Origin of the sequence: Stenotrophomonas sp. I18B00994, from assembly GCF_014145825.1 — a bacterium.
Lineage (GTDB): Bacteria > Pseudomonadota > Gammaproteobacteria > Xanthomonadales > Xanthomonadaceae > Stenotrophomonas > Stenotrophomonas maltophilia.
Genome location: NZ_JACIUW010000003.1, coordinates 266,086 through 288,054 on the forward strand (window position 1 = coordinate 266,086; position 21,969 = coordinate 288,054).

Below are 21,969 nucleotides of genomic sequence, written 5' to 3' on the forward strand. Positions count from 1 at the left end.
CCACTGCGGATTCCAGCAGTGGATCCACGCCATGCGTGGATGACGCGATGCCGGGGTCAGAGCCCTTTCCGTGGGAAAGGGATCCGACCCCGGTGCTCAACCGTTGTCGCGCAGGAACCGCGCCATCGACGAGACACCCGGCACGCGCGGTTCGAACTCGCCGGCCACGTCGATGAAGCCACGCATCACCGCGATCTCGCGCGGGCTGCGGTTGAGGCTGTCGCGCGCCTCCGGATCGGCACCAGCGCGCAGCAGGCGCTGCACCAGCAGCGGCAGGCCGTGCAGGGCCGCGAGGTGCAGCGGTCCGAAGCCGCGCGGATCACGCACCTCAAGGCTCACGTCTTCGTCCAGCAGGCGTTCCACTGCGGCCATCACCACCTGTTCGTCGCAGGCGGTGCCGGGCTCGGCGCGTGCGCCCAGCAGCAGCAGCAGCGGCGTGACCGAACCAGCCGCGGCCTGGTCCGGTTCGGCACCGGCCAGCAGCAGGGTGTCGAGCAGGGCGAGCAGGCGCGAGCGGTCGCGGGCACTGAAGCCATACAGCGCGGCACAGTGCAGTGGGCCCAGCTGCTGGGCATCACCGGCGTGCACGTCGGCACCGGCGGTGAGCAGGCGCGCAACGATGTCCGGCAGGCCCAGCGCGGACGCCAGCATCAGCACGGTCACGCCGCCCGGCAGGCGGTGTTCCAGCTTGGCGCCAGCGTCGAGCAGGGCCGAAACGATGTCCACCTGGCGCATGCTGACCGCCGCCGACAGCGGCGTGGCACCACTGGCCGCTGCGTGCTGCGGATCAGCGCCACGCGCCAGCAACAGGTCGGTCACCGCCAGATGGCCACCACCGGCGGCGCGCAGCAGCGCGGTGCAGCCCTGCGCATCAACCGCATCGACGGCGAAGCCCAGATCGATCAGGCGGCGCACCGCGTCGACGTCACCGGCCATTGCGGCGGCCGGCAGATCGGACTCGCGCAGGGTGCGGCGCGGCAACGGCCACACCCGCCAGTCCAGCCAGTCGGCCAGGTCGCGGCGACCAATCGACAGCGCCACGCCCAGCGGCGTCTGGCCATCGGCGGCGCGTGCTTCCGGCGAGGCACCGTGCTGCACCAGCAGCTTCAGCGCGCCTTCGCGGGCCAATGCGGTGGCCAGATGCAATGCCGTCATGCCATGGCTGTCGCGCGCTTCGCGATCGACGCCCGCCTTGAGCAGCGCCTGCTGCAGGCGCAGCCAGCCCAGGCGCACCGCCAGCGACAACGGCGGATCACCAGCCGGCGAAGCCGCGAACGGATCGGCGCCACGCTCCAGCAATTCCAGCGCCAGCTGTTCCAGGCCACGGGCGGCCTGGTCGTGCTGCGCACAGGCCGCCAGGAAGCGCGCCAGGCCACCGCGTCCGGCCGGTGACAAGCCACGCTGCAACATCACCTGCAACGCCGGCACTGCATCAATGCCGCGCGACAGCAACGCGAACATCGGCGTATCGGAACAGGCGTCACGCACATAGGGGTCGGCGCCGTGGCCCAGCAGCCAATCCACCGCGCGCGGCTCCAGCGCCAGCTCGGGGTCGAGCAGCAGACCGCCCAGTTCTTCCGGCTGGCACAGCTTGGCCAGCGCGGCCATGCCTTCGGTGTTGCCGAAGCCCAGCGCTTCGCGCAGCAGGGTCAGCGGCGGACGGTCCGGCAGCAGGCCGCTGGCACTGGCGGCTTCGCCACGCTCGGCCAGGCCGTCACTGACCGCGGCCGGCAACGGATAGGACGGATCCAGCAACGCGACAATCGCCCAGCGCCCGGCTTCGGCAGCGTAGTCCACTGCACGGCGACCGACCGGATCGGTCGCGTCGGCGGCGATGCCCAGCTCCACCAGGCGCTTGACCAGCAACGGCGAGACATCCTCTGCCATCACCGCCAGCTGCACTGCGTTGCGCCCTTCGCCGTCGACGGCAACCAGGTCCGGCTTGTGCGGCAGCAAGTGTTCGACCACCGCGGCACGCCCGGCACGGGCGGCTTCCAGCCAGGGTGTACGCCCCAGTGCATCGCGTGCTTCCAGGTTGGCACCGGCGGCCAGCAGCACGCCGATGATTTCAACGTGGCCGGCCAGCGCCGCCTCGTGCAGCGCGCTGCGGCGCTGGCGATCACGCGCGTCGGCACGCGCCTTGTGCTTGAGCAGCAGCTGCACGCCAGCCGGATCGTCGTCTTCGGTGGCGGCGGCGGCCAGCAGCACCGGGGTGCCCTCTGCCGGTTCGCTGCGCGCACCGCGTTCGAGCAGGAAGCGGGCCAGGCGCCAGTTGCCGACCTGGCAGGCCACGGCCAGCGGCGACCAGCCCTCGTTGTTCAGCGCATCGACTTCGGCGGCGGCATCGCGCAGCAGCGCGGCCACGCCCGGGTCGGAACTGCGCGCGGCATGGTGCAGCGGGGTGTTGCCATCGCTGTCGGTGGCACGCGAATCGGCACCGTTGGCGAGCAGGGTCATCACGGCTTCGGGGCGGCCATGCCAGCTGTCGCGGGTGGCGGCCAGCAGCGGGGTCATGCCCCGGTGCGGCGCGTTCACGTCAACGCCGCGGGCAATCAGTTCGCGCAGCAGGCGCAGGTCCGGCAACACCGCCGCCAGCACCGCCAGGCTGCGCTGGTCGCGCCAGTTCGGGTCGGGCAGCGCATACGGATCGGCGCCGGCCTGCAGCAGCTGCAGGCCGCGGTCGATGCGGCCGTGGCGGGCGGCTTCATACAGGGCCGGGGTCAGCTCCTGCGGTGCCATCGCCTCCAGCGGCGCGGTCTCGGCCGCGGCAGCGAACATCGGTTCGTGTTCTGCGCTGGACGTCGCCATCGGGCTGGGTCGCAACGACACCAGCGGCGCCGGCGCGACCCGCTGCAGCAGCAGGTGCAGCACGGGAGACACCACCACCACGGCCAGCGCAGCGGGCCAGCGCGCGCTCTCCGGCAGCAGCCCCGGCCAGGCCGGCAGCACCACCAGCGCGGCCAGCGCGATCACCAGCGCCGCCACGCCGAGACCGCGCCAGGCGGTCAGGTCGCGACCGGCCAGCGCCTGCCAATGATGGGCCAGGCGGCCATCAAGCCGTTCGACATCGTTCCACAACGGCCAGGTGCGCCAGGCAGCGAGCAGGCCGGCACTGACCAGCACGCTCAGGCCCAGCACCGCCGCAAGGCTGCCGCTGTCACGCAGCGCCGCCAGCGGCCAGGCCAGCAGCAGCGCCAGCAGCAGCGGTGCGGCCGCCCACAGTGCCAGCAGCGCCGGCAGGTCCTGGCGTGCAACCACCTTCAGCGGCAGCAGCGCACGGCTGCGCCGCCACCACGATACGCCCAGCGCGAACGCCGGTTGCGCCAGGGCGGCGAGGATGGCACCGGCAACGCCGCCCACGGCAGCACCCAGTGCCAGCACGGCGCCCACGGCGAAGGCGATCGACAGGGCGCGCGGACGGGAGACGTCAGTCATAGTGGCGCGGCATCAGGCTGGCCACCGACGGCGGCACCTGCAGGTAGAACCCGCGCTCGCTCATGTCACTGCGAACCTTGTCCGGGTCGGCCTGGGCCAGGCGACGCTGGGCATCCAGGGTCACGTCCAGGACGAAGGTGAGCGCACCCAGCGAGGTGAGCAGCGGCGCAGGCAGCGCGCTGAAATCATCGCGTCGGGGAACGTAGACGTAGGTGTCAGGCTTGAGTTGGCTTTTATAGACGTAGGCGTGCATGTCCGCGGGACGATAACCCGGGAAGAGCCATGATTGTGTCGGAAAGCCGACACCGGGGAAAGCCGTCGACCGACGATGGCAGCGTGATCGACGGCGTTTCCCCGACGGGGTTCAGCAATGTGGCGGCGGCGTTCAGGCAACGCCGCTGCCCTGCGGTCGCTTACTTGACCTTGGCGTAGGTGCCCTTCAGCGCCACGCCAGCGAGGATCGTACCGGCATAGCATTCGTAGTTGGTGCTGCTCTTGAACTCGTTCTTCTTGTAGTAGCTGACGATGTCGACCACCGCGTTGGCTCCGCGTGACTTGGCGCCGTCCTGCAGCGCGCGCAGCGCCGACAGCGCGACCCAGCGGCAGGCCTCGGCATCGCTCTTGTTGGCGGCGTTGGTCTTCTTGTTGGTCACGTCCTCGCCCAGGCGCTGCTGCACGCTGACCGGCTGGCCGGCCAGGTAGAAGCGCACGCTGCCGTCGATGCCGGCGTCCCGGGCGGCCTGCGAGGTGACCAGCTCCTGCAGGGACTGCTCAACGCGGGTGTCGCGGGCGGAGGCGGTGGAGGTCAGGGCCAGCAGTGCAGTGGCCGTGGCGATCATCAGGGTGCGGCGCATCGGAACATCTCCTTGTCGGGGGTGCGGGTGGGTTGAGGAAAAAGGCGGGATGGGACGGTGGATCATTCGCTCCAGCGGCGGAACACCAGCGAGGTGTTGATGCCGCCGAAGGCGAAGTTGTTGCTCATCACGTACTCGGCCTGCAATTCGCGGCCCTGCCCGGTGATGAAGTCGAGCTGGCCGCAGCGCGGGTCAACCTCGGCCAGGTTCAGCGTGGGGGCGAACCAGCCGGCACGCATCATCTCGATGCTCAGCCAGGCCTCGAACGCACCGCAGGCACCGAGCATGTGGCCGACGTAGCTCTTCAGCGAGCTGATCGGTACGCGGCTGCCGAACACCTGCGCGGTGGCCTGGGTCTCGGCGATGTCGCCGTGATCGGTGGCGGTGCCGTGGGCGTTGACGTAGTCGATCTGCGCCGCCTCCAGGCCCGCATCATCCAGCGCCAGGCGCATGGCCTGGGCCATGGTGTCGGCGCTGGGCTGGGTGACGTGCTGGCCGTCGCTGTTGGTGCCGTAGCCGACCACCTCGGCAAGGATGGTGGCACCGCGCGCCTGCGCGTGCTCCAGGTCTTCCAGGATCAGCGTGCAGGCACCCTCGCCCAGCACCAGGCCATCGCGGCCGGCATCGAACGGGCGCGGCGTGGTCTGCGGCGCGTCGTTGCGCACGCTGGTGGCGAACAGGGTATCGAACACCGCCGCAGCGGTAGCGTCGAGCTGCTCGGCACCACCTGCGACCATCACCGTCTGCTTGCCGCTGCGGATCGCTTCATAGGCCGCGCCCACGCCCTGGCTGCCCGAGGTGCAGGCGCTGGAGGTGGTGTAGACACGCCCGGACAGGCCGAAGAACACGCCGATGTTGACCGGCGCGGTATGGCTCATCATCTTCAGGTAGGTGGTGGCGCTGATGCCTTCGGTGGTGAACTCGTTGAGCATGCGCCCGAACTCGCCGGTGGCTTCGTGGCTGCCCGACGAGGAACCATAGGCCACGCCGGTGCGACCGCTGCGCAGCACCGGGTGCTCGTGCAGGCCAGCTTCGCGCAGCGCCACTTCGGTGGCACGCACCGACATGATCGCGACCTTGCCCATGGAGCGGGTGGTCTTGCGGTTGTAGTTCGGCGGCAGCGCGAAGTCCTGCGCCGGCGCAGCCAGCTTGGTGTTCAGCCCGGCATAGACATCCCACTCGGGCATCGCGCGCACCGCGTTGCGGCAGCTGCGCAGGTGCGCCTCGATGGTCGGCCAGTCATGGCCGAGCGGACTGATCGCGGACGCACCGGTCACCACGACGCGACGATCGGTGGCCATCAGAGCATGCCCCCGTTCACCGAGATCACCTGGCGGGTGATGTAGCCGGCCGGTTCGGACAGCAGGAACGCCACCGTGGCCGCCACTTCGTCGGGACGGCCGACGCGGCCGGCGGGAATCAGCTTGAGCGCGTGTTCGATCACTTCATCGTTGAGCATTTCGGTCTCGATCAGGCCCGGGGCCACGCAGTTGACGGTGATCTGGCGGCTGGCCAGTTCCAGCGCCAGGGCCTTGGTGGCACCGATGATGCCGGCCTTGGCGGCACTGTAATTGACCTGCCCGCGGTTGCCGGCCAGTCCGGACACCGACGACAGGGTGACGATGCGGCCCGGCTTGCGCCGCCGCACCATCGGCATGATCAGCGGATGCAGCACGTTGTAGAAGCCATCCAGGTTGGTGTGGATGACCTGGTCCCAATCCTCCGCCGACAGTGCCGGGAAGGCGCCGTCGCGGGCGATGCCGGCATTGCAGACCACGCCGTAGTACGCGCCGTGCGCTTCGACATCGGCCTCCAGCGCGGCGCGTGCGGCCTCGCGGTCGGCCACGTCGAACATCAGTACACGGGCCTGCTGGCCCAACGCGTGGATCTCGGCCACCACGGCCTGTGCCTCATCCAGGCGGCTGCGGCAATGCACCACCACCTCGAAGCCATCGCGCGCGATGCGCAGCGCGATGGCCCGGCCGATGCCCCGGCTGGCGCCGGTCACCAGCACGCTTCGATTCCCTGTCATGCCTGTCCACTCTCCAGATAGGCCATCGCATCGGCCGGTTCGAACACCGACACGTTGGCTGTCGCCCATTCGTCCTCGCCCGCCAGGATGCGGCAGGCGAACATCCCCAATCCATTGTCACCCAACAGCTCGCAGCGCGCCTGTACGCGCAGCCGCGAGCCGCTGGGGAAGCTGCAGCGCGCGCTGTTGTAGCGGCGGCTGCCGAGCAGGAAGCCCAGCTGCGGCGGCTTGCCCGCTGCACGCGCACGGCAGCCGGCCCAGGCCGCGATGGCCTGTGCCATGTATTCGATGCCCACCCAGGCCGGCACTTCGTGGTTTTCCACGAACAGGCCGGCCTCGGGCACCACCAGTTCCGCCTCGATGGTGTCCTGGTCCCAGTGCGTGATGCGCTCCAGCAGGCACATGTCCTGGCGGTGCGGTACCACCTCTTCAATTGCATACAGCATGTTCATCGACGCTCCAGCGCCAGCACGGCATTGCTGCCGCCGAAGGCGAACGAATTGCTCAGCACCCGCCGCGGTGCCTGCGCCAGGCGGGTGGCCGGTGCGACCAGCGGCAGTGCCGGCAGCGCGGGGTCTGCCACGCCGTCCCACCAGTGCGGTGGCAGTTGCTGCTGCGGGTTCTCGGCCAGCACGATCCAGCACAATGCAGCTTCGATCGCGCCTGACGCACCCAGCGTATGGCCGGTCAGGGGCTTGGTCGAACTGGCCCGAATGCCGTTGCCCAGCACCTGCGAAACCGCCAGGCTTTCCATCGCATCGTTGTGCCCGGTGGCGGTGCCATGCAGGTTCACGTAGTCCACTTCATCGGCCGCCCAGCCGGCGCGCTGCAGCGCCTGCTGCAGGGCATCGATGGCACCCAGGCCCTGTGGATCGGGGGCGGACATATGGTGAGCGTCGGCCGATTCGCCCCACCCGGCCAGGCACACCGGGCCCGGCTCGCGGGTGAGCAGGAACAGCGCGGCGCCCTCGCCGATGTTGATACCGGCGCGGTGCTGCGAGAACGGATTGCAGCGCAGGGCCGACACCGATTCCAGCGCACTGAAACCGGCCACGGTGAAGCGGCACAGCGAGTCCGCGCCGCCTGCGATCACGGCGTCGACGATACCGGCTCGCAGCATGCGTGCAGCCGACATCAATGCCTTGGCACTGGACGAGCAGGCGGTGGACAGGGTCCACGCGGGCCCCTGAGCGCCGCTGCGCTGGCGCACGAACTGCGCGGCAGTACCCATTTCCTGCTGGGCGTAATCGAAGCCCTGCGGCCACTGGCCCTGTTCGGCGTGGGTGCGCAGGGCCTGCTCGGACTCACCAATGCCCGAGGTGCTGGTGCCCAGCACCACCGCCACGCGCTCGGCGCCATGGCGGGTGATCGCGGCGGCCACCGCTGGAGCGATCTGCGCCAGTGCCACGTCCAGCAGGGCGTTGTTGCGCCCGCGCAGGGCCACCGGCAGTTCCTCCAGCGCCGGCAGTGGCGTGCGTACTTCTCCCAGCGCCAGGGTGCGCCCCGGCAACAGGCTGTCGTTGTCACTGAGCCCGCCCGGCACGTCGGCGAACATCGCCGACGCGACAGCGGCGCGGCCATCGCCGAGCGCGCAGACCACGCCCAGGTCGTTCAGGTAGATCGGTGCACTCATCGGTCCTGTCCGGCCATGTCGATCGATTCGATGCGCAGCGCATAGCCTTCGGCACGGTTGTCCAGCTGCACGCTGCCATCGTCCAGGCGCTGCAGTTGCAGCCACACCGTGCCATCGCGCGACAGGCTGCGCTGCTGGCCGTCGTCGCTGACCTGCCAGTCGGCCGGCAGCGCGGCGGCGATGGCCGCGGTCGGCCACAGCGCGAACTGCAGGTCATCCAGCACACGCTCGGCACGTACCTGCGGCGGCAGCCACGGCGCGCGCTGCTGGGTCAGCTGCTGGCCGTCCCACTGCAGGCGCACGCCGGTCTGGCCCATCGCCTGCACCGCCAGCTGCACCTGCTGCGCGTCGGCCTCCAGCAGCGCGTCGAGGTCGCGCTCATGGCTGCCGAAGCGGAAATGCAGCTGCTGCTGCAGGGCCAGCGGCGCCGGCAGGCTGGCCGGCGACAGCCGCAGCGGCGGCAGCTCCACCTGGGGCTTGGGCATGCGCCCGGCACAGGCGGCCAGCAGCAGGCACAGCAGCAGGGCCGCAGTACGGAAGATCAGGCGCTGCACAATTCCTCCAGCACGCGCATGCGGCGACCACTTTCATCGGCCACATACGGATTCTTGGTGTCCCAGGCGTAACCGGCCAGGATGGAGCTGATCATGTCGCGCACTTCGGGCTGCTGCTGCGGGTGGTAGATGATCTTCTGGAAGCCGCCCTGGTACCAGCTTTCCACGAAGCGGCGGAAGGTCTTCACGCCGGCGCGCAGCGGGATCGAGAATTCAGCTTCCCAGTCGACGGTTTGGCCGGCATAACGGCGCTTGAGGCACTCGCTGGCCAGCTGCGCGGACTTGAAGGCAATGGTCACACCGGACGAGAACACCGGGTCGAGGAACTCGCCGGCGTTGCCCAGCAACGCGTAGCCGGGGCCCCACAGCGAGCTGACATTGGCCGAGTAACCCGTGATGCGGCGCACCGGCAGCACCGCCCATTCGGCATTGGCCAGCAGGCGGGTCAGGTTGGGGTCCTCGCCGACGATGGCCTGCAGCTTCTGCAGGTCGTCGCCTTCGTAGCGCTCGAAGAACGACGGCTCGGCGACCACGCCCAGCGAGCAGCAGCCGTTGGAGAATGGAATCGTCCAGTACCAGACGTCGATGTGTTCGGGATGGGTGGTGATCAGGATCTTGTTGCGGTCGAAGTCGGCTTCGGCCGGAATGTTGTCGCGCACGTGGCAGAAGATCGCGCCGCGCACCGGGAAATTGGATGGCGATTCCAGCTGCAGCAGGCGCGGCAGCAGGCGCGCGAAGCCCGATGCGTCGAGGATGAAATCGGCCTCGATGCGGTACTCGCTGCCATCCGGGCGGCGCACGCTCACCGCAGGCTGTTCACCGGGTTCGACCGACAGCACTTCATCACCGAAACGCAGCGTGGTTCCCATGCGCTCGGCGCCGCGTGCCAACACGTTGTCGAAGTCGGCGCGCTGCACCTGGTAGGTGGTACCCCAGCCCGGCGAGAACTTCTTCCGGAAGTCGAAGGCAGTACGCGCTTCACCGTGCACGAAGGCCGCGCCGTTCTTGTACTGGAAGCCAGCCTCGACCACATCCTGCAGCAGCCCGGCTGCTTCGATGTACTCCATGCTCTGCGGCAGCAGGCTTTCGCCGATGGAGAAGCGCGGGAACTGCTGGCGCTCCAGCATCAGCACCTGTCGGCCCTGCTGGCGCAGCATCGCCGCGGCCACGGAGCCGGCCGGGCCTGCGCCGATGATCAGGATTTCAGTGCGTTCGACAGCATCCACAGCAGTACTCATCGGGGCGTCCTTGTTGCTCGATCAGGGGAAAGAAGAAAAGCGGAAGGCGGACTCAGGCCGGCGGCAGGTCATGCGGTGGCGGCCGGAACAGTGGCGAGATCAGCCAGACCAGGCCGATGCCGAACAGCAGGGTCAGGCCGAACGCGCGCAGCGCCGGGGTCTGCGACAGGCCCAGCAGGCCGAACGACAGCCAGGTGCTGGCCGCACCCACGCAGACCGCCAGCCATGCGCTGGCATCGCCACGGTGTTCGATCAGGAAGATGCCGTAGTCGATGCCCATGCCCAGCAGCAGCATCAGCGCCAGCACGTTGAACAGCTGCAGCGGCTGGCCGAACAGGCCCAGCAGGCCCAGGGTCAGTGCGCCGGCAATCAGGGTGGGGGCAAATACGCGCCAGGCCTGGCGGCGGTAGCGCAGCCACAGCGCACCGAACACCAGTGCGATGCCGACCAGCAGCAGCCCGCCCATCAGCTTGCGGTAGTGGCCCAGCAGCTTGGAGAAATCGGAGGTGCGGTCTACCCAGCGAACGCCGGGCAGGCCTTCGGCGGCACCCTCCAGCGTGGCCAGGGCATCGGCGCGCGACAGGTCATCGACCATCACCACGCTGATCATCTGCCCACCGACTTCACCCACCCACAGGTGGCGGAACGGCTGCGAGGCCGGCGAGGCCAGGAAGGCTTCGGCGGTGAGCGGCGCGGCGGCGAACTGCGGTCGCTGCAGCGGCTCGCCCACCGCCTCGGACACGGCCGACAGCACGCCGGGTTCCACCTTCGCGGTCAGCGCGGCATCGGCCTGCTGGCGCGCCGGCGACGGCAGCCAATCGCTGATCGCGCGATAGCCACCAATGCGCTTGTCGGTGGCCAATACACGCAGGCGCTCGGTCAGTGCTTCCTCGCGCTGCAGCAGCTGCGCGGCATCGGCACCCTGCACCAGGTAGAACTGCGCCGGGCTGGGCATGCCCAGCAACTGGCTCAGGCGGATCTGCTGCGCCATCAACGCCGGCGGTGACGACTGCAGGCTGCGCAGGTCGTCGTTGCTCTGCAGGCGCACGATGCCGACGGCAGACAGTGCCAGCGCGACCACCACGAAGACCGTCACCGCGCGGCGGCCATGCAGCCGCGGGAAACGCTCCAGCGTATTGCCCAGCCACTGCGAGAAGCGGGTCTGGCGGATCTCGCCACCGTCGAGCCACGGGAACCAGAAGATCACCGTGAGGAAAGCTGCGGCCAGGCCCACCACCGAGAACAGTGCCATCTGGCGCAGGCCGGGGAACGGGGCCAGGCCCAATGCCAGGTAGGCCAGCGCACTGGTCAGCAGGGCCAGCCACAGGCCGGGCAGCAGATGCCGCAGCAGTTTCCAGCGACGATCGGCCGGTTCGGCCTGGCGCGAGGCGAACCAGTGAATGCCGTAATCCTCGGCCACACCCACCAGCGACGCACCAAACACCAGGGTCAGCACGTGCACCTTGCCGAACACCAGCACGGTCACCGCCAGCGCCACGCCACAGCCGATCAGCAGCGAGGCGGCCACCAGCAGGATCGGGCGCAGCGAGCGGAATGCCAGCCACACCAGCAGCAGCACCGCCGCCAGCGACCCCCAACCGATGGTGTTGATCTCCTGGTTGGCCTGCACCGCGGCGGCCTCGGCATGCAGCGGCACGCCGGCATGCAGGATTTCAAGCTCAGGCGCCGCCGCCGTGGCGGCCTGCCCGGCACGTTCCAGCAGGCCATCGAGGTGGCGCTCGCCATCCAGCTGGAACGCCGAGCCGGGCGTATCGAACTGCAGCACGGCCCAATGCCTGCCCTCGGCTTCAAGCAGGCCGTCATCGCCCAACCGCAGGCCCGAACCCTGCGCCTGCTGCTGCCACCACTGCGGCCACAGCGACAACGGATCCTGGCGCCATTCAGTCAATCGCGGCGCGCCCATCGGGCCATACAGCGCAGCCAGCGCCTGCTCGGCCAACACGCCCGGTTCGCTGCCCTCCAACTGCTCGCGCTGGGCCGGTGTCAGCAGGCGGTCGCGGTACGGCGCGTAGAACGCGCGCGCCTCGTCAAACCAGCCTTCGATCGAGCCGCTGGGTACCAGCAAGGCGTGGTCGGCATCCTTGGCCATGGCCGCCGCAAAGGCCGCCTGCGCGCGCTTGGCAGCCGCGCTGTCCTTGCTGCCGAGCAGCACCACGACCTGCCGCGAACTGCCATCGGCAATGCGCCGGGTGACGTCGCTCAACAGGCGGTCGTGCGCATCCTGCGGCAGCAGGGCGAGGATGTCGGTGTCGATCCGCGATTGCTGGCTCCACAGCTGCCACTGCTGTGCGCCCAGCGCCAGCAGCACCAGCAGCCAGGCAATGCCCAGCCAGTGCCACCAGCGCCGCAACCGGTCCGGTGCGTTCGATGCCACGGCCTCACTCAAAGCGGCGGGCCTCGTCGGCATTGAGCGTGGCCGGCGCCTCGCTCAACGCGCTGAACTGGATCTGCGTGCGGTCCTTGTTGGCCTCGACGATCTCGACCTGGCGCACGTAGCGGTCGCCCTGCAGGGTCAGCGATTCGAAGGCCTTGGCCAGCATCGCCGACTTCGGCGTCAGGCGCAGCCGCCAGCCCTGCCCTTCACGGCTGGCCGCCACGTTGAACTGGCTGGACAGTGCCTGCACGTCGCCACTCATCAACGCGAACATGATCGCATTCACTGAACGCATCGCCGGCTGCTGCCGCGCGTCCAGTTCGACGCGGGTGCTGCCATCACGCTGCCGGCTGAGGATGCGGTCGGCGGTGACCACTACTTCCGAGGGGAACGGCTTGAGCGTGGTCCAGATCACGCCGTGCTGGCGCGCGACCACGAACCGGCCCTGCGAGCGCAGCGGGTTCCTGAAGCCACTCACCTGCTTTTCCTGGCTGAACTGGCCACGCAGCACATCCGGCCGCGCCACCGCCTGGGTAATCGCATCGATGGCGGGGTCGGCCGCCTGCACCAGTGGTGCGGCCACCAGCAGCAGCGCGCACAGCAGCGCACGCGCGAAACGGTTCGCTCGGTTCATGGCGCAGGCACTCCCAGGCGTTCCCACAGTACCGGCGGGCACTGGTACAGCATTTCCTTGCTGGCCGCGTCCACCGCGACCTGAATGGTCATCGCCCGGGTCAGCACCTGGCCGCTTTCCGCATCGAGGATTTCGTACTCGATCTTCAGCCGGTTCTCCCATTCAACGATGCGCGCGACCACGCGCAGCGCCTGGTTGAACAGCAGCGGGCGCACGTACTTCACCCGCGCATCGACCACCGGCCACAGGTAGCCTGATTCGAGCATCTGCGGGTAGTCGTAGTCGTAGCGGCCGAGCAGCGCGCAGCGCGCGATCTCGAAGTACTTGAAGTAGTTGCCATGCCAGACCACGTTCATCGGATCGCAGTCATGGAAGGCGGGGGTCAACGCAATCTCGCCAACCCGTTCAATGGCCTCATTCACCGGCATACAGCTCCCAACGTTGCGCGCGGATCTCCACCAGCAGTTCCCGCAGTTCGCGATCCAGCGCGCGGTCTTCCTCGACCAGGGCGATGCGTTGCCCCAGGTCGGCGTACATGTCGGCCAGACTGCCATGCAGCTGCGCATTCAGGCCAACCCGTTCACGCAGGGCCAGGCCCTGGCGCGCGGTGATCAGCATTGCCGCCACCACCTGTTCGGTCAGCTCGATCACGCGCAGGCAGTCGCGCGCGGCGATGGTGCCCATGCTGACCTTGTCCTGGTTGTGGCACTCGGTGGAACGCGAGAACACGCTGGCCGGCATGGTCTGCTTCAGCGCTTCGGCAGTCCAGGCCGACACGCTGATCTGCAGTGCCTTCAGCCCATGGTTGATGGCCGCGCGCGGACCGGTGGCCGCCGACAGGTTGGCCGGCAGGCCATGGTTGTAACGGGCGTCCACCACCAGCGCCAGCTGCCGGTCGAGCAGATCGGCAACGTTGGCCACGGTGTTCTTCAGGGTGTCCATCGCCAGCGCGATGTGGCCCCCGTAGAAGTGGCCACCATGCAGGATGCGCTCGCCGTCGGCGTCGATCAGCGGGTTGTCGTTGGCGCTGTTCAGTTCGGTCTCGATCAGCTGGCGCAGGAACGGCAGGCTGTCCTCCAGCACGCCGATCACATGCGGTGCGCAGCGCAGCGAGTAGCGATCCTGCAGGCGCTGTTCATTGCGCGGCGGGCGCTCGCTGTGCAGGTCGCTGCGCAGGCGCGCGGCGATGCGGCCCTGGCCCGGGTGCGGCTTGGCGGCGAACAGGGTTTCGTCGAAGTGGTGCGCGTTGCCGTCGCTGGCCAGCACGTTGAACGCGGTCAGGCGCGTAGCCATGCGTGCCAGGTAGTCGGCGCGCTGCCAGGCCAGGCAGGCCAGGCCGGTCATCACCGCGGTGCCGTTCATGATCGCCAGGCCTTCCTTCGGCCGCAGCTTCAGCGGGGTCATGCCGATCTTCGCCAGCACGTCCGCCGCCGGCTGCACGCGGCCGTCGTGCAGCACCTCGCGCTCGCCGCACAGCACCGCCGCCACGTAGGACAGCGGCGTCAGGTCGCCACTGGCACCGACCGAGCCTTCGGCCGGAATCATCGGCAGCACGTTGTGCTGCAGCAGCGTGGCCAGGCCTTCCAGCAGCGGCAGGCTTACACCGGACATGCCGCGCACCAGAGAGGCCAGGCGCGCCGCCAGCACCGCACGGGTCTCGACCGGGTCCAGGTAACGGCCCAGGCCGCAGCCATGATAGGTGTACAGGTGGTGCGGCAGTTCAGCCACCAGTGCCGGTGGGATGTTCACCGTGCACGAATCGCCATAGCCGGTGGTCACACCGTAGATCACGCCATCCTCGCGCAGCAGGCGGTCGAGGAAGTCGGCACCGCGCTGGATGTGCGCGCGGAATGCCGGCGCGTCGCTCAGTGCGGCCTCGCACTGGCGCTGGGCCAGGGCAACCACGTCTTCGATGGTCAACGGTGCATCGCCAAAGCGGCACACGGGTACGGCGTCAGTCGTCATGCGGAGCCTGATCCCAGAAGGGGAAGAAATTGAACCAGTCCAACGGGGACTGGATGACCTGGAGTTCCAGCCAGCGCGCGAAGCGCTGTGCCTGTTCGGCCAGTGCCGCATCGCGTGAGCCGCGCGGCAGCACGATGCGTTCGGCGAACTGTTCGAATGCCACGCGGTAGCCCTCGCCCTGGTGCAGGCAGGCCATGGTGTAGACCGGGCAGCCCAGTGCGGCGGCGAGCACATAGGCACCGATCGGGAACGGGGCGCGGTGGCCAAGGAAATCGGCGGTGACGCTGCGTCCGCCCTGCACCGGCGTGCGGTCGCCGACGATGGCGACGAAGCCCCCCGCCGCGACGCGCTCGGCCAGCATCACTGCCGTGGCCGGGCCCATTTCGGTTACCTGCACCAGTTCCACCGCCGCCAGCGGGTCCAGCCGTTGCAGCAGGCGGTTGAAGCGCTGCGCATGCGCGGTGTGCACCAGCACGGTGATGCGGAACCCCGGCACCTGTTCGGCCAGCACCTGGCACAGTTCCAGGCAGCCGATGTGCGCGGTCAGGATCAGCCCGCCTTCGCGGCGCGCTATCTTCTGCAGTACCAGGTCGCGATGCAAGTGGATGCGTTCGGCGGGGTAGCGCCCGCCGAGGCCGAGGATCTTGTCCAGCATCGTGTCGGCGAAGGCGAAGAAATGGCGCAGGCTGTCGCGCCGGGTCGGCGCACGGCCGAGCACGCCGCTGTGTGCCTGCAGGCGCTGCAGGTACTGCATCGAGGCCTGGCGGCCGACACGGTTGCCCAACCAATGGCAGGCCACCACCGGCCACACGCACAGGCGGAATGGCCAGCGCCCGAACCAGCGGTGCACCCAGCACAGGAACAGCACGCCGGCAACCGACGTGGATTCGCCGATGTCGGCCCAGTGCGGAGCGTGCGGTCCGGTCGCCATCTCAACCCTGCCCGCGCAGGCGGCGCCACAGCAGGCGCGGCGCGCGCCAGAGCATGCCGAAGAACAGGCGGGTGTGCATGCGGCTGATGCGCACGTTGTCGCGCCACACATCGAAGTGCGACACGCCATCGGCAGGGTAGGTCACGCGCGTGGCCAGGTGCTCGACCGGCAGCTGCCGCCAGTACAGGCGCACCATCACTTCAGTATCGAAATCCATGCGCCGGCCGATGGTCTCTTCACCGATCAGGCGCAGCACCGGCGGCAATGGATACACGCGGAAGCCGCACATGGTGTCGCGCAGGTGCAGCGACAGCGTGTTGATCCAGACCCAGATGTGGGTCGCGTAGCGGCCATACAGGCGTGCCTTGGGAACACTGGCATCGTAGGCCGGAATGCCGCAGATCACCGCACCCGGGTGCGCGCGCGCCGCCTCGATGAAACGCGGCAGGTCGGCGGTATCGTGCTGGCCGTCGGCATCGATCTGCAGCACGTGGCTGTAGCCACGCGCAGCGGCCTCGGCAAAGCCGGCCAGCATCGCCCCACCCTTGCCCTGGTTGATGTTCAGGCGCAGCAGGTCGACGCCCTGGCGCTGTGCCAGCGAACGCAGCACCGTCGCGCACGCTTCATGCGAGCCATCGTCGACCAGCAGGCACGGCAGCCCGGCGGCCTGCACGCCTTCGACCACCGCCGCGATGGCGTGCTCGTGGTCATAGACGGGAATCACCACCAGTGGCGCGAACGCGGCACCGGCAACGGCCGGGTCAGTCCGCATCGGCGAAAACCACCTTGCCGCTGGCATGCACGCCGTGGCTGGAGGTGTAGCGGAAGGCCAGCACATTGCGCGTGGCATCCCAGTCCAGCTGCAGGGTCAGCTCATCGCCCGGGCGGGCCACGTGCTGGAACTTCACCGCATCCATGCGCAGGAATCCGGCCGGCATGCTGAACGCCTGGCGGCCAAAACGCACGGCCCAGTCCAGCTGCGCCACGCCGGGCAGGATCGCCGCCTGCGGGAAGTGGCCCTGGAACGGCCGCAGCGCCGGGTCGAGGGTCATGCGCAACGTAGCGCTGGCAGCATCGCGGTGATCCCAGACCGGCACCGGCATGAGCGGCTGGAACAGCGCCGCCAGTGCCGCCTGGGTGACCTTGCCCTGTGCATTGATCGGCAGCGCCTTCACCAGGCGCCAGCGGCGCGGCCGGGTGACCGCGTCATGCGCCTGTGCCAGGCGCGCGCCAAGGCGCTGGCCCAGCGCGCGGCGCGCGGCGTCACCGCCCTCCAGCAGCGCCAGGCTGGCCGGTACCACCACCGCTGCCAGCTGCTCACGCTGTCCCGGCAGGACCAGTACTCTCACATCGTCCACTTCGGTGTCTTCGCGCAGCGCGCGTTCCAGCGCATCCAGCGAAACGCGGCGCTCCTCGATCTTGACGATGCGGTCGGCGCGGCCCAGAAGGCGGAAGCGGCCATCGGCCAGGGCTTCGACACGGTCCTGGGTGCGCCACCAGTCGAGGGTTTCCAGATGCGCCGAGGCGACGGCCAGGCAGCCATCCTCGATGCGCCACTGCACGCCCGGCAACGGCTGCCACGGTGGCAGGTCGGTATCCCAGCGGCGCCAGGCGATACCCCCGGTTTCGCTGCTGCCGTAAACCTCGGTCGGTGCCACGCCCAGCCATTGCCGTACCTGGCGTGCGGCTTCTTCGGGCAGCGGGCCACCGGAGGAGAACACCGCGCGCAGGCGGCCGTGCAGGCCGGCCCAGTCGAGCTGCTCGGGCAGGCGCTTGAGGTGGGCTGGCGTCGCCACCAGCACCGTGTCGCTACCGGCCAGCGCGCCCACCAGGTCTTCGTGGAAGAACCGGCGCGGATGGATCAGGCGGCCGGCGGCCAGCGGCCACAGCACCCGGAACAGCAGGCCGTAGATGTGCTGGTGGGACACCGTGCCATGCACCTGCACGCCTTCCAGCTGCGCGCCGAACGCAGCCTGCAGCGCATCCACCTCGCGCGCCAGCTGGTCCATGCGCTTGTTGATCGCACTGGGCTGGCCCGTGCTGCCGGAGGTGAACACGCACAGCTCGCAGGCGCGCTCGTCCAGCACCTGCAGTTCGCCGTCCACGCCAACGGTGGGGGCAACCAGCGCTCGGTAGTCGGCGGAAACATCGCCGGCGAAACCGCTCACCTGTGGCTGCAGCGCCTGCAGCGTGGCCGGCAGGTTGTCGGCAGCCAGAAACACCCGCTTGCCGGCATGCCAGGCGCCGAACAGCGCAGCAGCGAAGGCCACCGCATCATCGAAGTACAGGGCCCAGTCACGGCCATCGGCAGCAGCAAAGGCCGCACGCCAGGCCAGTACCCGCTGGCGGAAGCGGGCATGGTCGATTACCTCGCCATCGCACACGCCGATGCTGCGCTGCGGCTGCGGGTCCACCAGCAGCCGGTCCAGGGCAATCCACTCAGCCATGCGCGTGCGCTGCCTTGACCCGACGCCGCACCAGCCACTCACCTGCAAACAACACGCCCATCATCACGTACGCCAACAATCCGTTGTAGAGCATCCAGACCCGGTCCGACGCGTAAAGCGCGGTCAGCAGGGCCAGGCTGCCGTTGAGAACGAAGAAGCCACACCACACCTGGGTGACGCGGCGGGTATAGGCCACCGCGAACGCCGGCAGGTCCGGCTCCTGCAACCGCGCCAGGCGTTCCACCAGCGGCGGGCCGAAGCGCAGGCTGGTGCCGAACACCGCCAGCATCACCATGTTGACCAGCGCCGGATACAGCTTCAGCGGCAGGGGCTGGTTCAGCACGGTGGCCAACACGGCCAGCAGGCCGGTTCCCGCAGCGGCGGCCCACCACAGCGGCTGGCGCGTACTCAGCGCACGCAGCAGGGCCAGGGTGAACAGCAGCAGCGACAGCCAGCGTGGCTCGAAACGGCCCATCGCCAGGTACACCAGCACCGGGTAGGCCAGCGAGATCGCGGCCACCACGACCGTGCGTGCGCGTGCCATGGCGGAGCCGCCGGCGCTGCGGTCAGGCGGCTGCCTGGTCCGGCAGCAACCCATGCACGACATCGACGATGTCCTGCACGGTGCGCACGGCCTTGAACGCTTCCGGCTGCAGGTTGCGGCCCAGCAGCGGCTTGAGCTGCACGATCAGGTCGACCGCATCGATGCTGTCGATATCCAGGTCGTCGTACAGGCGTGCCTCGGGGGTGATCCGGGCGGTTTCGATCTCGAAGCTGTCGGTCAGGATGCTGACGATGCGTTCGAACAGTTCATTCTTGGTCATGGCAATTCCTGGCGCCGTTACGACTGGCGGGCGGCGACGAACTCGCCGAGCGCGCGCACGCTGGAGAAATGGCGACGGGTTTCTTCCGAATCGGCCGAGAGGCTGACACCGTACTTCTTCTGCAACGCCAGGCCCAACTCCAGCGCGTCGATCGAATCCAGGCCGAGGCCCTCGACGAACAGCGGCGCGGTCGGATCGATGTCCTCCGGCGTGATGTCCTCCAGCGAAAGGGAGGAAATGATCAATTCCTTGATCTCGTGCTCAAGTGCTTGCACGGGGCGGCTCTCCAGACAGGTCGAAATAACGAGAAAGGTGCTCGGTAACGCGGCGTGCCGCCAAGGCATCCCCCCTTGGCGAGTCGTCTTCGGCCAAGAAAGGCGCGATCGGGATATCTTCGCCGATCTGCAGCCGAACGTGAAAGCGACGTGAGGGGACACGATACCACTTCTGTCCCTTGGTCAGGGTTGGCGGGCTGCAGGTGATCCGCACCGGGGTGACGTCGATGCGGCCCCGTACGGCGATGTTGGCGGCCCCGCGCTGCAGGCGCGGCGGCTGCCCGGGCACGCTGCGGGTGCCCTCCGGGAAGATGACCAGGGTGCCGCCGGCATGCACCGCGGCCACGCAGTCATCGACCAGGCCGGCGCCATCGTCATTGGAGATGTAGCCGGCGGCCCGTACCGGACCGCGCATGAACGGGTTGCAGGCCACGGCCCGCTTGACCACGCAGTCGGCGTTGGGAAGCAGCGAGATCAGGCAGACCACGTCGATCAGGGTCGGGTGGTTGGCCAGCACCAGCAGGCCGTCACGCTGCAGGCGTTCACCGCCCTCGATCTCGTAGGTCATCACCCCCAGCCCGCGCATCAGCCGCAGATGGCTGGCGAACGCGACCTGGACCACGCGCCGGGCGCGCCGGCGACGGGCCACCGGGTCCCGCATCAGCAGCAGTACCGGCATCACCAGGACGCCGAGCAGCAGCCCGCCCAGGCCAAACGCAACAAAGCTCAGGCCGGTGCCAAACACCCGCCAGGCGTGGTCGAGGCGGCGCGGCAGCTCACTCACGGCGGCCCCAGCGCCAGCGCTGGCCATGGGCCACGTGCTCCAGCGCTGGCGCGCCGGACAACAGGAAGCGATGCAGGTCCAGCGCGTGCGGCAGCAGGCCGGGTACAGTGCTGGCCTGGCCGTCGGCCGGCTGCCACTGCAGCGCCAGCGTCGGCCGGCCCTCTGCTGGCGCGGTCAAACGCCAGCACCAGGCGAAGAACGGGTCGGGTTCGTCGGCGAACGTCGCGTAAACCTCCGGTAGCGGCGACTCGTAGACCACCACCCGTACCTCGCGGGCGCCATCGGCGAGCAGGGCGACGGCCTCCAGGCACGCGGCTTCGACCGTTCCCTGGCCAGCAGCCAATGCCAGGTAGTTGCCGCGATGGCCGCGGGCGATTGAATACAGCGCGGCGATCGCGTTGTGCACCGACAGGCCAAATCCGGTGGGCGACAACGCCTGGTCGCCGACCAGCGCCCCCAGCAGGTCCATCGAACGTGCGACGTCGCCATGGCGGCTGGCGAACACCAGCGGCACGTCGCTGTCGGCCCCCTGCCCGTCCTCGCACCAGCACGCGGTCTGGATCGCCATGCGGCCCAACCGCTCGATGCGACGGCGTTGCATTGCCGGAACCTCTGCCAGTGCCGGCGTATCCCCGCCGTGCGGCAGGTACGGCGCTTCGGCCCAGCCCAGCCACTGGCTACGCTCGCTCAGGCCGGGCGCCCACGCGGCCCAGTCGACGATGGAGAATTCAATCATTTAGCGTTGGTGCTTCAACGGGAGAACGATAGGCACGAGCCATTACGGCGACGCGCGGCGGCCCCCCATTCCTGCAGCCGTGCGTCCGTCCAGGACGTCGCCGGCTGCCCCCCTGGCTGCCGGAAAGGAGCGCACGCTAGCACGTCCCGCCCGGGGTGTGCAGGTTTCACATTCCCCAACACGGGGCCCGGCACCGGCGGGCCCCGCCTTCAACCCATCAGTGGTAACCGGTGTCGGCGTGCACCTTGCCGCGGAACACCCGGTACGACCACGCCGTATAGCCCAGGATGACCGGCAGCAGAATGACCAGCCCGACCAGGGTGAAGCCCAGCGAGGAGGCCGGCGCGGCGGCCTGCCACAGGGTCATCGACGGCGGCAGCAGGTACGGCCACATGCCCAGCACCAGGCCAAGGAAACCAAGCACGAACAGCGCCAGGCTGAGCAGGAACGGCGGCAGGTCGCGGCGCGGATGGGTCGCACTGCGCCACAGCGCGGCGGCCACCGCCAGGGTCAACAGCGGCACCGGCGACAGCCACCAGAAGTTGCCGTCGCTGAACCAGCGGGCCATCAGCCGCGAATCGAGGAACGGCAGCCAGCTGCTGACCAGGCCCATCGCTGCGATCACCGCCACCACCAGCGGCCGGGTCATCTTCCGTGCCAGCGCCTGCACGCGGCCTTCGGTCTTCAGGATCAGCCAGGTGCTGCCCAGCAGTGCATAGCCGGCCACCAGCGCAGCACCGGTCAGCATCGCGAACGGGCTGAACCAGGCGAACGGCCCGCCCTCATAGACACCGTCCACCAGCGGGATGCCCTGCACCAGGGTGCCGAGGATCACGCCCTGGGCAAACGTGGCCAGCAGCGAACCGAGGCCGAACGCCACGCTCCACAGCCGGCGCGATCGATGCGCCTTGAAGCGGAACTCGAACGCCACGCCGCGGAACACCAGCGCCACCACCAGCAGCAGCACCGGCAGGTACAGCGCCGACAGCAGCACCGCATAGGCCTTCGGGAACGCCGCCAGCAGGCCGGCGCCACCCAGCACCAGCCAGGTCTCGTTGCCGTCCCAGATCGGCGCGGCGGTGTTCATCATCAGGTCCAGCTGTTCCTCGTCCTCGGCGAACGGGGCGAGGATGCCGATGCCGAGCACGAAGCCATCCAGCACCACATACATCAGCACGCCGAAGCCGATCACCGCAAACCACGCCACCGGCAGCCAGGTCATCAGGTCCATG

At 69.1% G+C, this 21,969-nt stretch carries 22 protein-coding genes; all 22 read right to left on the minus strand.

All coding sequences use genetic code 11. The features are described 5' to 3' along the window. Nucleotides 1–96: 96 nt before the first annotated feature. On the minus strand, nucleotides 97–3,435 hold the full coding sequence (locus H4O10_RS04900) for an ankyrin repeat domain-containing protein (protein ID WP_049403654.1): 3,339 nt from the start codon (nucleotides 3,433–3,435) through the stop codon (nucleotides 97–99). Beyond that, a complete protein-coding gene (locus H4O10_RS04905) occupies nucleotides 3,428–3,688 on the minus strand; it encodes a YcgL domain-containing protein (RefSeq protein WP_049403653.1) in 261 nt (86 codons plus the stop codon). The genes H4O10_RS04900 and H4O10_RS04905 overlap by 8 nt, the downstream gene beginning before the upstream one ends. Nucleotides 3,689–3,848: 160 nt before the next feature. Next, nucleotides 3,849–4,289 (minus strand): hypothetical protein, encoded by a 441-nt coding sequence (locus H4O10_RS04910; RefSeq protein ID WP_005411594.1) that lies wholly within the window; start codon nucleotides 4,287–4,289, stop codon nucleotides 3,849–3,851. 62 nt (nucleotides 4,290–4,351) lie between these two features. Then, nucleotides 4,352–5,590 (minus strand): beta-ketoacyl-ACP synthase, encoded by a 1,239-nt coding sequence (locus H4O10_RS04915; protein WP_049454941.1) that lies wholly within the window; start codon nucleotides 5,588–5,590, stop codon nucleotides 4,352–4,354. Further along, nucleotides 5,590–6,321: a 3-ketoacyl-ACP reductase FabG2 gene (locus H4O10_RS04920; RefSeq protein WP_033833812.1), complete on the minus strand. Its 732-nt coding sequence runs from the start codon at nucleotides 6,319–6,321 to the stop codon at nucleotides 5,590–5,592. Before H4O10_RS04920 ends, H4O10_RS04915 begins: the two co-directional genes overlap by 1 nt. Beyond that, nucleotides 6,318–6,773, minus strand: coding sequence for a hotdog family protein (locus H4O10_RS04925; protein WP_005411597.1), 456 nt, complete (start codon nucleotides 6,771–6,773; stop codon nucleotides 6,318–6,320). Before H4O10_RS04925 ends, H4O10_RS04920 begins: the two co-directional genes overlap by 4 nt. Next, entirely contained in the window at nucleotides 6,770–7,954 is a 1,185-nt protein-coding gene (locus H4O10_RS04930) for a beta-ketoacyl-[acyl-carrier-protein] synthase family protein (protein WP_005411598.1), read from the minus strand. Before H4O10_RS04930 ends, H4O10_RS04925 begins: the two co-directional genes overlap by 4 nt. Then, nucleotides 7,951–8,508: a DUF3261 domain-containing protein gene (locus H4O10_RS04935; RefSeq protein ID WP_005414865.1), complete on the minus strand. Its 558-nt coding sequence runs from the start codon at nucleotides 8,506–8,508 to the stop codon at nucleotides 7,951–7,953. The genes H4O10_RS04930 and H4O10_RS04935 overlap by 4 nt, the downstream gene beginning before the upstream one ends. Then, nucleotides 8,496–9,746, minus strand: coding sequence for an NAD(P)/FAD-dependent oxidoreductase (locus tag H4O10_RS04940; RefSeq protein ID WP_032967071.1), 1,251 nt, complete (start codon nucleotides 9,744–9,746; stop codon nucleotides 8,496–8,498). Before H4O10_RS04940 ends, H4O10_RS04935 begins: the two co-directional genes overlap by 13 nt. 52 nt (nucleotides 9,747–9,798) lie before the next feature. Continuing rightward, nucleotides 9,799–12,174 carry an MMPL family transporter gene (locus H4O10_RS04945; protein WP_033833814.1) on the minus strand — a complete coding sequence of 792 codons (2,376 nt, stop codon included), beginning with the start codon at nucleotides 12,172–12,174 and terminating at the stop codon, nucleotides 9,799–9,801. Then, on the minus strand, nucleotides 12,146–12,775 hold the full coding sequence (locus H4O10_RS04950; RefSeq protein ID WP_033833815.1) for an outer membrane lipoprotein carrier protein LolA: 630 nt from the start codon (nucleotides 12,773–12,775) through the stop codon (nucleotides 12,146–12,148). Before H4O10_RS04950 ends, H4O10_RS04945 begins: the two co-directional genes overlap by 29 nt. Further along, the gene (locus tag H4O10_RS04955) at nucleotides 12,772–13,203 is read right to left on the minus strand and encodes an acyl-CoA thioesterase (protein WP_005411603.1); all 432 of its coding nucleotides are present in this window, start codon (nucleotides 13,201–13,203) and stop codon (nucleotides 12,772–12,774) included. The genes H4O10_RS04950 and H4O10_RS04955 overlap by 4 nt, the downstream gene beginning before the upstream one ends. After that, on the minus strand, nucleotides 13,190–14,740 hold the full coding sequence (locus H4O10_RS04960) for an aromatic amino acid ammonia-lyase (RefSeq protein WP_033833817.1): 1,551 nt from the start codon (nucleotides 14,738–14,740) through the stop codon (nucleotides 13,190–13,192). Before H4O10_RS04960 ends, H4O10_RS04955 begins: the two co-directional genes overlap by 14 nt. Further along, on the minus strand, nucleotides 14,730–15,671 hold the full coding sequence (locus tag H4O10_RS04965; RefSeq protein WP_033833818.1) for an acyltransferase: 942 nt from the start codon (nucleotides 15,669–15,671) through the stop codon (nucleotides 14,730–14,732). Before H4O10_RS04965 ends, H4O10_RS04960 begins: the two co-directional genes overlap by 11 nt. 1 nt (nucleotide 15,672) lies before the next feature. Further along, complete coding sequence (locus H4O10_RS04970) at nucleotides 15,673–16,443, minus strand: glycosyltransferase family 2 protein (protein ID WP_049403646.1); 771 nt, start codon at nucleotides 16,441–16,443, stop codon at nucleotides 15,673–15,675. Beyond that, complete coding sequence (locus H4O10_RS04975) at nucleotides 16,433–18,118, minus strand: AMP-binding protein (protein WP_049454937.1); 1,686 nt, start codon at nucleotides 18,116–18,118, stop codon at nucleotides 16,433–16,435. The genes H4O10_RS04970 and H4O10_RS04975 overlap by 11 nt, the downstream gene beginning before the upstream one ends. Further along, nucleotides 18,111–18,662: a hypothetical protein gene (locus H4O10_RS04980; protein ID WP_180845717.1), complete on the minus strand. Its 552-nt coding sequence runs from the start codon at nucleotides 18,660–18,662 to the stop codon at nucleotides 18,111–18,113. Before H4O10_RS04980 ends, H4O10_RS04975 begins: the two co-directional genes overlap by 8 nt. A 22-nt stretch (nucleotides 18,663–18,684) precedes the next feature. Further along, nucleotides 18,685–18,942: an acyl carrier protein gene (locus tag H4O10_RS04985; protein WP_005411609.1), complete on the minus strand. Its 258-nt coding sequence runs from the start codon at nucleotides 18,940–18,942 to the stop codon at nucleotides 18,685–18,687. Between the two features lie 17 nt (nucleotides 18,943–18,959). Beyond that, nucleotides 18,960–19,217: a phosphopantetheine-binding protein gene (locus tag H4O10_RS04990; protein WP_005411610.1), complete on the minus strand. Its 258-nt coding sequence runs from the start codon at nucleotides 19,215–19,217 to the stop codon at nucleotides 18,960–18,962. Next, nucleotides 19,204–20,001, minus strand: a complete 798-nt coding sequence (locus H4O10_RS04995) for a lysophospholipid acyltransferase family protein (protein WP_005414875.1) — start codon at nucleotides 19,999–20,001, stop codon at nucleotides 19,204–19,206. The genes H4O10_RS04990 and H4O10_RS04995 overlap by 14 nt, the downstream gene beginning before the upstream one ends. Next, entirely contained in the window at nucleotides 19,994–20,737 is a 744-nt protein-coding gene (locus H4O10_RS05000) for a beta-ketoacyl synthase chain length factor (protein ID WP_033833821.1), read from the minus strand. Before H4O10_RS05000 ends, H4O10_RS04995 begins: the two co-directional genes overlap by 8 nt. 217 nt (nucleotides 20,738–20,954) lie before the next feature. Continuing rightward, nucleotides 20,955–21,968, minus strand: coding sequence for a cytochrome d ubiquinol oxidase subunit II (gene cydB, locus H4O10_RS05005; RefSeq protein ID WP_049454935.1), 1,014 nt, complete (start codon nucleotides 21,966–21,968; stop codon nucleotides 20,955–20,957). Nucleotide 21,969 lies beyond the last annotated feature (1 nt).